11 protein-coding genes are annotated in these 13,053 nt (G+C 62.1%); 1 reads left to right on the top strand and 10 read right to left on the bottom strand.

The features are described 5' to 3' along the window. The 8 genes from C8C89_RS24260 to C8C89_RS24225 all read right to left on the bottom strand — a co-directional run bounded on the left by C8C89_RS24260 (nt 1) and on the right by C8C89_RS24225 (nt 10,813). Nucleotides 1-1,812 (bottom strand): methyl-accepting chemotaxis protein, encoded by a 1,812-nt coding sequence (locus C8C89_RS24260; protein WP_101480241.1) that lies wholly within the window; start codon nt 1,810-1,812, stop codon nt 1-3. A 187-nt stretch (nt 1,813-1,999) separates the two neighbouring features. Next, nucleotides 2,000-3,235 carry an argininosuccinate synthase gene (locus C8C89_RS24255; RefSeq protein WP_035825961.1) on the bottom strand — a complete coding sequence of 412 codons (1,236 nt, stop codon included), beginning with the start codon at nt 3,233-3,235 and terminating at the stop codon, nt 2,000-2,002. A gap of 66 nt (nt 3,236-3,301) precedes the next feature. Continuing rightward, nucleotides 3,302-4,222 (bottom strand): ornithine carbamoyltransferase, encoded by a 921-nt coding sequence (argF, locus tag C8C89_RS24250; RefSeq protein ID WP_101480242.1) that lies wholly within the window; start codon nt 4,220-4,222, stop codon nt 3,302-3,304. A gap of 286 nt (nt 4,223-4,508) precedes the next feature. Continuing rightward, on the bottom strand, nt 4,509-7,364 hold the full coding sequence (locus tag C8C89_RS24245; protein WP_133993038.1) for an ATP-binding protein: 2,856 nt from the start codon (nt 7,362-7,364) through the stop codon (nt 4,509-4,511). 160 nt (nt 7,365-7,524) lie between these two features. Next, nucleotides 7,525-7,977 (bottom strand): hypothetical protein, encoded by a 453-nt coding sequence (locus C8C89_RS24240; RefSeq protein ID WP_101480244.1) that lies wholly within the window; start codon nt 7,975-7,977, stop codon nt 7,525-7,527. 291 nt (nt 7,978-8,268) lie between these two features. Then, the gene (rsgA, locus tag C8C89_RS24235; protein WP_133993036.1) at nt 8,269-9,174 is read right to left on the bottom strand and encodes a ribosome small subunit-dependent GTPase A; all 906 of its coding nucleotides are present in this window, start codon (nt 9,172-9,174) and stop codon (nt 8,269-8,271) included. Beyond that, a complete protein-coding gene (locus tag C8C89_RS24230) occupies nt 9,171-9,536 on the bottom strand; it encodes a 4a-hydroxytetrahydrobiopterin dehydratase (RefSeq protein WP_101480246.1) in 366 nt (121 codons plus the stop codon). Before C8C89_RS24230 ends, rsgA begins: the two co-directional genes overlap by 4 nt. After that, the gene (locus C8C89_RS24225) at nt 9,533-10,813 is read right to left on the bottom strand and encodes a M48 family metallopeptidase (RefSeq protein ID WP_101480247.1); all 1,281 of its coding nucleotides are present in this window, start codon (nt 10,811-10,813) and stop codon (nt 9,533-9,535) included. Before C8C89_RS24225 ends, C8C89_RS24230 begins: the two co-directional genes overlap by 4 nt. Nucleotides 10,814-10,869: 56 nt before the next feature. On the opposite strand from C8C89_RS24225, the gene orn reads away from it, so the two are divergent. Then, on the top strand, nt 10,870-11,478 hold the full coding sequence (gene orn / locus C8C89_RS24220; protein ID WP_180338396.1) for an oligoribonuclease: 609 nt from the start codon (nt 10,870-10,872) through the stop codon (nt 11,476-11,478). 72 nt (nt 11,479-11,550) lie between these two features. Here the strand turns inward: orn and C8C89_RS24215 are convergent, their stop codons facing one another. Next, nucleotides 11,551-11,916: a hypothetical protein gene (locus C8C89_RS24215; protein ID WP_133993034.1), complete on the bottom strand. Its 366-nt coding sequence runs from the start codon at nt 11,914-11,916 to the stop codon at nt 11,551-11,553. Continuing rightward, entirely contained in the window at nt 11,913-12,857 is a 945-nt protein-coding gene (gcvA, locus tag C8C89_RS24210) for a transcriptional regulator GcvA (RefSeq protein WP_133993032.1), read from the bottom strand. The genes C8C89_RS24215 and gcvA overlap by 4 nt, the downstream gene beginning before the upstream one ends. Nucleotides 12,858-13,053 lie beyond the last annotated feature (196 nt).

Genomic DNA, 13,053 nt, shown 5'->3' with positions numbered 1-13,053 from the left:
TCAGATGTTCACGGCGAAGGTCGAGACGCTCGACTGCAGGTCGCCCGCCGCATATTGCAGCTGGTGCACCGCCTCGCTGGTGGCTTTTAAGGACTCCACCGTCTGCTGGGTGGCATCGTTGAGCTGCATCATGGTGTCGGAAATCTGCGACGCGCCTATCGCTTGCGACTGCATGCCTTGCAGCACGGCATCAAATTGCGGCGTGAGCTTTTGCACCTGGTCCATCACGGACGACAGCTGTTCGGCCACTTGCCGTACTTCGCCTACGCTGCGGCGAATTTCCTCCGAGAATTTATCCATGCCCATCACGCTGGCCGATACGGCCGACTGCATTTCCTTGAGCATTTGCTCGATATCCCAGGTGGAGACGGAGGTTTGATCAGCCAGGCGGCGGATTTCGGTCGCCACCACGGAGAAGCCGCGGCCCGCCTCGCCCGCTTTTTCCGCCTCGATGGCGGCGTTCAGCGACAGGATATTGGTCTGGTCGGCCACCTTCGTGATGGTGATCAGTACGCTATTGATATTGCTGGCCTTTTCCGACAGGGCGGCCAGCTTGGCGTTGATGGAATCGGTGGCCGATACCATATGCTGCATGGTCGAATCCATGCGCTTGAGGTTATTCTGTGCTTCGGCCGTGGCATTCGTCGTGTAATCGGCCACGGCGGTCGCGTCTTCCATGGTTTTCAGCAACTGGCTCGTATTGGCCGAGATTTCCTTGGTGGTGCTGAGAATTTCCACGCTGGTTTGCGCTTGCTCAATGCCCGTGGCTTCCTGCTGGCGCGCCGAGGCGGCGATTTCAGTGGCGGACGTCGTGACCTGGATGCCGGCCTTTTGCACATTGTTGAGCAGGCTGCGCAGGTTCTCGAACATCTTCGCCAGGCCGTTGCCCAGCTGGCCGATGGCGTCGCTGCCCGTGATGCTGACCTTGCCCGTCAGGTCGCCCGAGGCCGCCTTCGACACCACTTCCAGCAGCGAATCGACCTTGGCGCGCAAGGTGTTCGTGGCGGCCAGTTCATTGGACTGGTTGTCCTGGATGGTTTGCGCCATGCGGTTGAATTCTTCCGTCACCTTGCCCAGCTCGTCGCGCGAGAGGATGGCGGCGCGCGCGTTTTGCTCGCCGCCGGCGATGCGCCCGACGGCATCCGTCAGGTTGTTCAGCGGACCGAGGATGGAACGGCCCAGCAGGTAGGAAATGCCCAGCGCCAGCACGACGCACAGCAAGCCGCCCAGCGCCAGGGTCAGCAGCATGGTTTCCTGCAATTTCGCCGTGGTGGCCGTGCGTTCGGCCAGCAAGCGGCTTTCCTCGGCAGCGACTTCGTCGAGCAGCTTGTTGGCCTGTGCGACGGCTGGGTATCCGGTAGGCGGCATGGTGCGCGCCACCGCTTCCGTGGCGCCCGGGCCATTGCCCAGCGCGCGGCGCTTTTCGATCAGGGGATTGATCCACTCCTTGACCCAGGTGCTGGTCAGCGCGTCGATCTTGCGGAAGCGTTCCGACTGCACCTTGTTGTCGACCGTCATGCTGATGGCTTTTTGCGTGTGCTGCGACAGCACCGCCATCTCGTCCGTTTCCGGGTTCAGCGAGGCTTCGTTGCCGGTGAGAATGAAACCGCGCACTTCCACCTGGATTTGCAGGATGGAATTGTGAATTTTATCGATTTCGACCAGCACGTCCATCGTGTGCCGGTCCCATGCATTGGCTTCCGAGAGGCGCGAAAAACTGTTGTAGGCCACGCCCAGCAGGATCAGGATGATGGCCACGATCGAGCCGAAGCCCAGGTACAGTTTATTCTTGATACGCAGGTCTTTGAACATGGCAGGGCTCCGGAAGCGGGACGGTCGGCATAATTGCAATGTAGCATTTTGCCATGAGGACAGCAAAATGGGGGGGATGGCGGGGCGTGCAAGTCCGTAAATCGTGGCCGGGAGTGCTCCAGATGAAAAAAAGCCGCCCGTAGGCGGCTTTCGGCGGGCGCGGGAGGGGTTGCCTCCCGGCCGGGGATTACTTCTGGCCGCGCTTTTCGCGGGCGATGGCGGCGATGCGCATGCGCAAGGCGTTCAGCTTGATGAAGCCGCCGGCGTCGGCCTGGTTGTAGGCGCCGCCGTCTTCGTCGAAGGTGGCGATGTTCATGTCGAACAGCGAGTCCGTCTTCGAATCGCGCGAGACGACGATGACATTGCCCTTGTACAGCTTGATGCGTACCCAGCCGTTCACGGTTTCCTGCGTGTGGTCGATCAGGGTTTGCAGGGCAACGCGCTCAGGCGCCCACCAGTAGCCGTTGTAGATCATCGACGCGTAGCGCGGCATCAAATCATCTTTCAGATGGGCCACTTCGCGGTCCAGGGTGATCGATTCGATGGCGCGGTGGGCTTTCAGCATGATGGTGCCGCCCGGGGTTTCATAGCAGCCGCGCGATTTCATGCCGACGTAGCGGTTTTCCACCAGGTCCAGGCGTCCCACGCCATGCTTGCCGCCAACTTTGTTCAGTTCGGCCAGCACGGTGGCGGGCGACATGCGCACGCCGTTGATCGCGACGATATCGCCTTTTTCATATTCGATGTCCAGGTATTCCGCTTCGTCCGGCGCGTTTTCAGGGCTGACGGTCCAGCGCCACATGGTTTCTTCCGCTTCGGCGCTGGGGTTTTCCAGGTGGCGGCCTTCAAAGCTGATGTGCAGCAAGTTGGCGTCCATCGAGTACGGCGCGCCGCCGTTCTTGTGCTTCATGTCGATTTCGATGCCGGCGTCTTCCGCGTACTTCAGCAGTTTTTCACGCGACAGCAAATCCCACTCGCGCCATGGGGCGATGATTTTCACGCCTGGCTTCAGGGCGTAGGCGCCCAGTTCGAAACGCACCTGGTCATTGCCCTTGCCGGTGGCGCCGTGCGAGATGGCGTCGGCGCCGGTGGCGTTGGCGATTTCGATCAGGCGCTTGGCGATCAGCGGACGGGCGATCGAGGTGCCCAGCAGGTATTCGCCTTCATACACGGTGTTGGCGCGGAACATCGGGAAGACGAAATCGCGCACGAATTCTTCGCGTACGTCTTCGATATGGATGTTTTCCGGCTTGATGCCGAATTTGATGGCCTTGGCGCGCGCCGGTTCCAGTTCTTCGCCCTGGCCCAGGTCGGCCGTGAAGGTGACGATTTCGCACTGGTAGTTATCTTGCAGCCATTTCAGGATGACGGAGGTGTCGAGTCCGCCGGAATAGGCCAGGACTACTTTTTTAATGTCGCTCATATTGCTTCCAGTTGTCGTTGTCGATGTATGTATTGCGATGCTGCCAGAATATATGCACCTGGCGAATTAGTTGATTTTACCCAGTAACAGGTACTCGATCAGCGCTTTTTGCACGTGCAGACGGTTTTCCGCCTCGTCCCACACCACCGATTGCGGGCCGTCGATCACTTCGGCGGCCACTTCCTCGCCGCGGTGGGCGGGCAGGCAGTGCATGAACAGGGCGTCGGGCGCGGCGCGGGCCATCTTCGCGCCATCGACGATCCAGCCGTCGAAGGCGGCAATACGGGCCGCGTTTTCCGCTTCGTAGCCCATGCTGGTCCACACGTCCGTGTTGACCAGGTGCGCGCCCTCGCAGGCGTCGGAAGGGTTGGCGAAGAACGTGTAGCGCTCGGTTTTGACTTGCGACAGGTCGATGTCGTAGCCTTTTGGCGTCGACACATTGACGTGGAAGCCGAACACTTCGGCCGCCTGCAGCCATGAGTACAGCATGTTGTTGGCGTCGCCGATCCAGGCAACGACCTTGCCAGCGATTGAGCCGCGGTGTTCGATGTAGGTGAAGATGTCGGCAAACACCTGGCACGGGTGGTGTTCATTGGTCAGGCCATTGATCACCGGCACGCGCGAGTTGGCGGCGAAACGCTCGATGATTTCCTGGCCGAAGGTGCGCACCATGATGATGTCGCACATGCGCGACATGACCTGGCCCGCATCTTCCACTGGCTCGCCGCGGCCCAGCTGGGAGTCGCGCGTGTTCAGGTAGATGGCGGCACCGCCCAGCTGGTGCATGCCGGCTTCGAACGACAGTCGCGTGCGGGTGGAGTTCTTTTCAAAGACCATCACCAGGGTGCGGTCGATCAGTGGATGGTAGATTTCGTAATTCTTGAACTTGCGCTTGATCAGATGGGCGCGTTCGATCACATATTCGTACTCTTCCAACGTGAAATCGGAGAACTGGAGGTAGTGCTTGATCGGTTTTTTTATCGACATAATGACCACTTGAAGATGCGCAGGCCGCCGGCGGCGTGCCTTTCCCGCCGGGTTGCATCAGCGTATAACATCTCGTCTGATGACTGCCTCGCCCGGCGCGCTGCTGTGTTGATCGGTGCCCGTGTCTGTTTGTCGCGCGGGTCGATGCGGTTTGCCAAGTTGTAAATCATGCAATGGCAGGGACTCCAGCTATTCAATTATAAGGGTTTTGCTTTTAGATTGGAAAGACTGGTCGGACGGGGACTTGTGTAGACAAGTGGCCGCGTCCAGCCTGGATCTTGCCGGCTCAATATATGTTGGCCGGGGTGGCCGCATCGATCTGCGGCGCCACCAGGGGCAGCTCGAGCGTGAAGCGCGTGCCGGTGCGGCTGCTGGCCACCTGAATGGTGCCGCCCAGCAGGGCCGTGACGATGTTGTAGCTGATCGACAATCCCAGGCCGCTGCCGCCCTGGCCCAGCTTGGTCGTAAAGAAGGGGTCGAAGATGCGCGACAGATGCTGTTCTGCGATGCCGCCGCCATTGTCGGCAAAGACGATCTGCACGCGCGCCCCATCGAGCGTGGCGGACAGGCGCATGCAGCCCGTGCCGGCGGCACCATCGTTGGGCGCGGGGGCGAAGGCGTGCAGCAGGGCGTTGTTGATCAGATTGGTGATCACCTGGCCTAACGGACCCGGATAGCTGTCCATGGCGATGCCGAAATCGATGTCCGTCTCGATGCGGTGGCCCGAGCTGCGGATGCGGTTCATGACGGTGGCGATGATTTCATTGCTCACCTGTTGCAGGTCAAACTGGCGCCGCTGTTCGGTGGTGCGGTCGACGGCCACCTGCTTGAAGCTGTTGACCAGGTCGGCCGCGCTGTGCAGGCCGCGCATCACCAGCGCCGATGCCTTGGCCGCATCCTCGATGTAGGCGGACAGGTCGGAGCGGCGCAGGCCCGGACCGTTCATCAGGCGTTCCATGTCTTCCGTCTTTTGCTGCATGGTGCTGGCGATCAACAGACTGTTGCCGATGGGCGTATTAAGTTCATGCGCCACGCCCGCCATCAGGGAACCCAGGGCGGCGAGTTTTTCCTGCGACACCAGTTGCGCCTGGGCATCTTGCAGCTGCCGGTAGGCGCTGGCATTGTCGAGTGCGATGGCGCCATACGCGCACAGGGTGCGGAAGATCAGCCGCTCGCGTTCGCCGTAGGCATGGGCATGGCAAGCCTGCACCGTCATCACGCCCAGCACGCGCTCGCCCACCGTCAAGGGCACATACAGCACGCTCTGGTTATGCAGGGTGCCCGGCACGGTGTAGGCGTGGCGCTTGGGCGGCACCTGGTCGATATACACTTCGCGCCGCTCCAGCAGGCAGCGCACGGAGTAGGCGCGCGGATTGCTCAGGGGAATGGCGTTGTCGGACAGGGGCCGGCCCGCTTCCATGCCGTGCGCGCGGCGCAGCGCCGTGCCCGACGCATCGAGCATGTAGACGGCGAAGGTGTTGACTGGCAGCAAGGCATGCACGTGGCGATCGAGTACCTGGAACACGGCGCTGGCGTCGAGGTGGGTGGTGATTTCCTGGCCGATGGCCGACAGCCGTTCCAGGGTGTCGCTGGTCTGTTGCAATACTTCGGCGCGGCGTGCTTCGGAGGCGGCCAGTTCGCGGTGATGATAGCCTTCCGAGCGCGCATGTTCGGTCTGGTGGTAGACCTGCATGGCGGTGGCGCGGTTGGCGGCTTGCTGGGTGTGGCTTTTTTCGCGCGCCACGCCCGCATCGAGGGCAATATCGTAGGCGCGCGCATAGTCGCCCGCATGCGCGTATTCGCGCGCCAGCGCATCGAGCAGTTCGCCGGGCGGCGAATAGCCTTCAATGGAACAGGCTACCTGCAGCGCCTGGTGCAGGAAATGCAGGGCTGGATTGCGTTCTTGCATGTCTGCCGGCGGCGGCAGCTCATGGCGCGCATGCAGCATGGACAAGACGCGCAGCGCCGCCACCTGGTGCATGGCGTCGCCCTGCGCCGTGGCCAGCTGCCGCGCCCGCTCGGCCGCCTGCAGCGCTTCGTCCGGGCGGTCCAGATAGGACAGTGCGTGGGCGCTACCGCGCTGGGCCATGCTGCGAAAATCGGCCTGGCCCAGCGCTTCGGCGCGTTGCGCCAGCCGGCTGAAGGCGTCGAGCGCCGTGTCGTAGTCGCCCTTGTCCAGGCTCAGTTCGCCCAGGTGGAACAGCGCGTTGGCATACGTGCGTGCGCCCGACACGGGGGCCAGGATGTGCAGCGCTTCGCGCAGCAAGCCTTCGGCGGTGGCCAGGCGTCCCAGCTTGCGCATGGTTTCGGCCGTATGCGTCTGGCAGGCGCCGATGCTGCGCGGCCAGCCGGTGGGGCGCGCCAGGTCCAGCGCGCACTGCATCCATTCGAGGGCCGATTCGTTGTCGTTGAGGCTGGAGAAACAGTCGCCGATATTGATGGCGGCCGTGATCGCGCCGCGCAGTTGCCCGCTTTCCAGCGCCGCCTCATAGCTTTGCATGTAGTGGCCGGCGGCCGCGCCCAGGTCGCGCGATTTGTGCGCCAGCAAGCCGCGGAAGTCATGCACCCAGGCTGCCAGCGGCGCTGGCAGCTTGCCGCTGGCGCTGTCAGCCTGGAAGTGCCTGCCCCAGCGTGCCTGGGCGGCTGGCGCATCGCGCAAGACGGCCCAGCGCGCCATGGCCGCGTTGGCCAGGCTGGCACGCATCGCATCGCCGGCGCTGCGCGCCTGCTCCGCCGCCGCCAGCAATTCGGCGTCGCAGCGGGCATGGTCGCCCCGGTCAACCGCGATCGACGAGAGCAGCCAGTGGGCGTCGGCGCAGCCAGCACCGTTGCCGTGCGCACACAGGATGGCGTGCGCCGCCCAGGCGTGTTTCTCGGCAACATCCAGTTCGCCATGTAGCCACTCGAGTTCCGCCTGCACCAGTTGCAAGCGCGCCTGCGCCTGTTCCAGCGCGGCGGAGTCCAAGCCGGCCAGCGGCAGCAGCACGCGGGCTTCCTCGCCGAGCTGGCTGGCGCGCAGGCAGTCGCGTTGCCGCAGATGCCAGGACAGCAACAGCAAGTGCGGTACGCGCCCGGCGTCGCGCAGCGACGGCAGCTCGCTTTCCCACTGCGCTATTTCATGCTCGAGCGCGAACATTTCCATTCGACAAATCTCCCCGCAAAACAGTGGTGATGGCCTGCGGGCGCCAGGCCATATGTCACTGCATTGTAAGCTGCATTGGGGAGCAATTGTCCAGTGTGGCAGGCAGATTTCGCGCGCGCAGGCCTGCACGGGGCGGCTGCCGCTGCCGCATGGGGATAGTCTAGCGCGAGACGAGCCGCACCGAATGCGCGCCTTCGAGCCGCATGGCCGTGCGGCTGTCGGCGGGCATGCGCAGTCCCGGCAGATACTGGGCATCGTCGATCACCACGTGCTCGCCAGCATTACTGAAAGCAAAGGTGGCTCCGCGTCGTGTGACGAACAGGCCTGGCGCCTGGGGAAAGATTTCGACTTCCGCCTTGTCGTGGCGTCCGTTCTTGTCGCTCAGGCGGCCGTAGAAATGCTGGTTCTGTTCGCGCACCACGAGGATCTGCTGATTCGACAGCAGGTACTGTTGCTCGATTTCCAGCGCTTCCTGCGCGGTGACGCTGTGCGGCGAACTGACGGTAACGCGTACGCTGTCGGCATGTTGCGGGGTCGCTTGCGCCAGGGCGCTGGCGCTGGCTAGCGACAACAGTGCGGCGGCGGCAAACGGGAAAAGACGTGGGGTATGCATGACATTCACCTTCAATCAGGGTTGAGGATAGGATTTGGACCGGATGATCTCTGCCAGGTTTCCTGCAGGGACTGATGTCAAGGTAGCAAATGCCCATCGCCATCACCAGCAGACGGTGATGAAATGCCGGTTTCGTGCGCTGAACTGCATAAAAACGGTGGCGGATGGTTTTTGGGATTAAACGCGGAAAGCTGGCTGTGCAACGGAATTTAATTTTTCCGGTCGAGCTGTGGCTGGTATTAAATTTGCATGGTCGCGCCGCCACACCATGGCGGACGCGACCGGCGGCGGTCAGTAGAGGGTCTGGGCCGATTCGTGCAGCAGCTGGCCATACAGGGTATGGCGCATTCTGGAGATTTTGCCTTCAGACAAGGCTTGCAGGATGGCGCACTGCGGCTCGATCAGGTGGCGGCAGTTGTAGAACTTGCAACCGCCCAGGTAAGGCTGGAATTCGCGGAAGGCCCGCTCCAGCATGCCTTCGGACAGGTGGTACAGGCCGAATTCCTGGAAGCCGGGCGAATCGATGATGGAACTGTTGACACCCAGTTCATCGAGTTTGTACAGGCGCGTAAAGGTCGTCGTGTGCTTGCCCGTGTCGAGCGCGGCCGAGATTTCGCGCACGGCGATGTCCGCATCGGGCACCAGCAGGTTGATCAGCGACGACTTGCCCATGCCCGACTGGCCGATGAGGATAGACGACTGGCCCGCCAGTAGCGGTGCCAGGGTGGCCACGGCGTGCTCCGGTTCGGCGCGCGCCGACACTTCATCGACGGGATAGCCCATCGAAGAATACGGCAGCAGGCGTTCGCGGGCTCTGTCCAGCGAGGCCGTCACGTCCGTTTTATTCAGGATGATGCGCGCCTCGATGCCTGCCGCGTCGGCCGCCACCAGCGAGCGCGAGATCAGGTCGTCGGCGAAGCCCGGTTCCGTCGCGACGACGATGAACAGTTGCGTCAAATTGGCCGCCAGCAATTTCGATTTGTACTGGTCCGAGCGGTACAGCAGGGTCTTGCGCTCCTCGATGCGGTCGATGACGGCCTGGTCGTTGGACGTGCGCGTCAGGTGCACGATGTCGCCCACGGCCACATTGGTTTTCTTGCCGCGCGTTACGCATTGCAGCTTGGCGCCATCCACGTCGGCCAGGTAATGGCGGCCGTGGGCGGCGATGATGACGCCAGTTAACTTGCCTTCGCTCATGGGGCCACCTGGCTGCTCTGGTAGATGAGGTCAGCCTTGGCGGCGCAGATGAAGTCGTTTTCGGACAGGCCGCCGGCGCCCTGGTTGACCGAGTGCGTGTCGTAGCGCACGGTGCAGGTTTTATAAGTAATGATGAGCTCCGGATGGTGGTCTTGCGTGTGTGTCATATAGGCCAGGGCGTTCACGAACGCCAGGGTCTGGTAGTAATTCTTGAAGCCGAAGTCGCGGCACAGCTTGCCATTTTGCAAGGTCCACTGGGGCAGCAGGGCATGCAGGGTGGCGATGTCGGTGTCGCCCAGCGCCTGCTGGCGCGGCGCGCAGGACAGTTGGGTCAGGCCTTGCGAAGTCGATGGCGTATTCATGTGGAAGCCCCTTTCAGGTGGCGGATGCGCACGCTGGCCGGCGGGTGTGAGTCATAGAAGGCCGAGTGCAGCGGGTCGGGCGTCAGGGTCGACGCATTGTCTTCATACATTTTCACGAGGGCCGAGACCAGGTCGTCGGCCTGCGTGTGCGTGGCGGCAAAGGCGTCGGCTTCGAATTCGTGCTTGCGCGAGCTGAGCGACGTCAGCGGTCCCAGCAGGAAAGTGAAAACGGGCAAGGCCAACATGAATAGCAGCAGGGCCAGCGCGTCCGTCGGCTGGCCCGTCAGCGCCAGGGCGACGGGATCGATGCCCAGGCCCGCGTAAAACCACGGCTGCGTCTTCAGGAAGCCCAGCAGGGCCAGAAAGCCCAGCGAGATGACGAACATCATGGCGATGCGCTTGACGATGTGCTTGAGCTTGAAATGGCCCAGTTCATGCGCCAGCACGGCTTCGATTTCCTGCGGCGCCAGGCGCGACAGCAGGGTGTCGAAGAAGACAATGCGCTTGTTGGCGCCAAAACCCGAGAAATACGCATTGCCGTGGGCGCTGCGCTTCGAGCCATCCATGACGAACAAGCCTTTCGAGGCGAAACCCACGCGCTGCATCAAGCCTTCGATGCGGCTTTTCAAGGAGTCATCGGCCAGCGGCGTGAATTTGTTAAACAGGGGGGCGATGACGGTGGGAAACAACACCATCATCAGCAACTGGAAGCCGCTCCAGACGAACCATGCATACAGCCACCACAGGTCGCCCGACTTGGCCATCAGGGTCAGCACGACCCAGATCAGGGGCAGGCCGATGACGGCTCCCAGACCCACGCCCTTGAGCATGTCAGTAAAGAACAGCTTGCGTGCCATGGTGTTGAAGCCGAAACGTTGTTCTAGCACAAATTGGCGGTAGTAATCGAAAGGCAGGTCGATCAGGCCGGAAATGGCGGCAAAGGCGGCGATCAGGCCAATCTGGTACAGCATGGGCGAACCCGCTCCCATCCATTCATTCAGGTATAGCGCCAGCCATTGCAAGCCGCCCAGCAAAGTAAAACCGATCAGCACGGCATAGTTGATCAGCAGGGTTAGCACGCCGAACTTGGTCTTGGCCACCGTGTAGTCGGCCGCCTTCTGGTGGGCGGCCAGCGGGATCTTTTCCACGAATTCGGGTGGGACTGCAGAGCGGTGGGCCAGCACGTGGCGAATCTGCCGCGAAGCGAGCCAGAAGCGCACTGCGAGGGTCAAAACGAGGACGGATACAAACAAAATCGAAAACGCGAGTGAATACATTCTGTGCCTGTGAGAAAATGGCTGATTATTTAGTTTGATTAGGCCAAGAGAGAATTATGTCACAAGCGACCGACTTAACTGCACCCACCTCTGCATCCACCCCAGCACCTGCGGTGCCGGCACGTCCAAATGAGATGAATCTGGTCTGGGTCGACATGGAAATGACGGGCCTGGAACCCGATACCGACCGCATCATCGAGGTGGCGGTGGTGGTGACGGATATGCATTTGAACCTGCTGGCCGAAGGCCCCGTGTTCGTGATTCACCAGTCGGATGAAACCCTGAACAAGATGGATGCCTGGAACAAGGGCACGCACGGCCGCTCCGGCCTGATCGACAAGGTGAAGGCGTCGACCGTGACGGAAGCGCAGGCGGAGGCGGAACTGATCGCGTTCCTGAAGAAATACGTGCCGGCAGGCAAGTCGCCCATGTGCGGCAACACCATCGGCCAGGACCGCCGCTTCATGGTGCGCGGCATGCCGAAGCTGGAAGCGTTCTTCCACTATCGCAATGTTGACGTATCGACGCTGAAAGAGTTGTGCAAGCGCTGGAAGCCGGAAATCGCCACCGGTTTCAAGAAACACCAGAAGCACACGGCACTGGCCGATATCCTGGAGTCGATCGAAGAACTGAAATATTACCGCGAGCACTTTATTAAACTGTAATGGTGTTGTCGGCTTACGCGCTGCGCGCTAAGCCGACCTACGAGCCATTCAGCGCCGCTGGCGTAGGTCGGGTTAGCGCCCTGGCGCGTAACCCGACACATCCGCCGCCTCAAAGACAAGGCTGTGCCAATCGCCACCCTCATCCTGCCACTCCAGCGCAAACGGTCCCGTTTGCCGTAAAGCCGTGATCCAGCGCACGTCGCCTGGCTGGCGGTAATATTCCACGCACTGCCCGAACGGCTGTTCCAGCCGACACAGCATCAATCCCTCGCCTGCCACAGCACACCATCGCTCATTGATGTCGATCAGGGCCACGGCCGGGTCGCCATAGAATTCCCCCAGGCTGGTTTGCCGGCCATCGGCCGCCGTCACGCTGGCCTCTTCATATTCATGCTGGACAATAAATTGGGCGCTGCGCGCCAGTTCCCTGTTCGTCATGCTGTCTCCACGGTGGGCCAGACGGTTTCCTGGTCGGCGCGCGCCTCGGCGATCAGCCATTCGCAGAATGCGTGCACGAGGGGGCGCGTTTCCGCCTGGGGTGAGCGCAGCAGGTAATAGCAGTGGGGGCCGCGCACCGCGTGTTCGAATACGCGCACCAGGCGGCCCGAGCGCAGATCGTCGCCGATCAGCGGGCTGGCGGCGATGGCCACGCCCTGGCCGCTGGCGGCCGCGTCCAGGCATAAATACGTGTGCGAGAAGCGCGCGCCGCTGTTGCCGCTATTGCCGCTGTAATGCACGCCGCAGCTGTGCAGCCAGCGCGTCCAGTCGATTTCGCCGGGCAGGTGTACTTCCGGCTCGTCGTGCAGCAGCGGATAGCGCAGCAGGTCGGCGGGCTGGCGCAGGCTGGCCGCGTTGGCGCGAAAGCCGGGGCTGCAGACGGCGGAAAACCATTCTTCCATCAATAAATCGACTTTGAGGCCCGGATAGCGGCCCGGCCCCAGGCGGATGGCCACGTCCACGCCATCGCGCACCAGGTCGACCGGGTGCATCGACGCCAGCACGCGCAGTTCGATCTGCGGATAGCGGTCGCGCAGCCGGCCCAGGCGCGGCATCAGCCAGCGCGAGACAAGCGAGCTGGTGGCAGTCACCGTCACCACCTTGTCATCGCCCTGGCGCCGCGCCTGCTCGGACACATCGGCCAGCTGGTTGAGGATGGGGCCCAGCGAGGCCGCATAGCGCTGGCCGGCGCTGGTGAGCACCACGCCGCGCGGCAGGCGCTGGAACAGCACCACGCCCAGCCACGCTTCCAGCTGTTTCACGTGATGGCCGATGGCGCCGGCCGAGACATGCAATTCTTCGCCCGCGCGCTGGAAACCTTCATGGCGGGCGGCCGCCTCGAAGGCATGCAGGGCGGCGAGCGGTGGCAAAGGACGTGACATGCGGGGGAGCCTTCTCGTTGAGGCTAAGTAATATTGAGCCTATCCGTTAAGAATATTGGTTTGTTTCATTTTGCGCAAGCGAATATGATGCCGGCTATGCGTGAAGTGACCCGCAATATGATTCACGCATGAATCTTCCCCAGCCTTACCTGGCATTTATATTTACAACGCCTGGGAAAACCGTCGCGATGCGCAG

The organism is Janthinobacterium sp. 75, from assembly GCF_004365495.1.
GTDB lineage: Bacteria > Pseudomonadota > Gammaproteobacteria > Burkholderiales > Burkholderiaceae_D > Janthinobacterium.
The sequence above is the reverse complement of the archived record's forward strand: the minus strand, read 5'-3'. Positions and strand labels throughout refer to the sequence as shown.

Excerpts from the sequence above, each read along its gene's own strand:
- C8C89_RS24245 (WP_133993038.1), bottom strand. The coding sequence starts at position 7,364 with ATGGAAATGTTCGCGCTCGAGCATGAAATAGCGCAGTGGGAAAGCGAG.
- C8C89_RS24255 (WP_035825961.1), bottom strand. The coding sequence starts at position 3,235 with ATGAGCGACATTAAAAAAGTAGTCCTGGCCTATTCCGGCGGACTCGAC.
- orn (WP_180338396.1), top strand. The coding sequence starts at position 10,870 with ATGTCACAAGCGACCGACTTAACTGCACCCACCTCTGCATCCACCCCA.
- C8C89_RS24240 (WP_101480244.1), bottom strand. The coding sequence starts at position 7,977 with ATGCATACCCCACGTCTTTTCCCGTTTGCCGCCGCCGCACTGTTGTCG.
- gcvA (WP_133993032.1), bottom strand. The coding sequence starts at position 12,857 with ATGTCACGTCCTTTGCCACCGCTCGCCGCCCTGCATGCCTTCGAGGCG.
- C8C89_RS24215 (WP_133993034.1), bottom strand. The coding sequence starts at position 11,916 with ATGACGAACAGGGAACTGGCGCGCAGCGCCCAATTTATTGTCCAGCAT.
- C8C89_RS24260 (WP_101480241.1), bottom strand. The coding sequence starts at position 1,812 with ATGTTCAAAGACCTGCGTATCAAGAATAAACTGTACCTGGGCTTCGGC.
- argF (WP_101480242.1), bottom strand. The coding sequence starts at position 4,222 with ATGTCGATAAAAAAACCGATCAAGCACTACCTCCAGTTCTCCGATTTC.
- C8C89_RS24230 (WP_101480246.1), bottom strand. The coding sequence starts at position 9,536 with ATGAATACGCCATCGACTTCGCAAGGCCTGACCCAACTGTCCTGCGCG.
- rsgA (WP_133993036.1), bottom strand. The coding sequence starts at position 9,174 with ATGAGCGAAGGCAAGTTAACTGGCGTCATCATCGCCGCCCACGGCCGC.
- C8C89_RS24225 (WP_101480247.1), bottom strand. The coding sequence starts at position 10,813 with ATGTATTCACTCGCGTTTTCGATTTTGTTTGTATCCGTCCTCGTTTTG.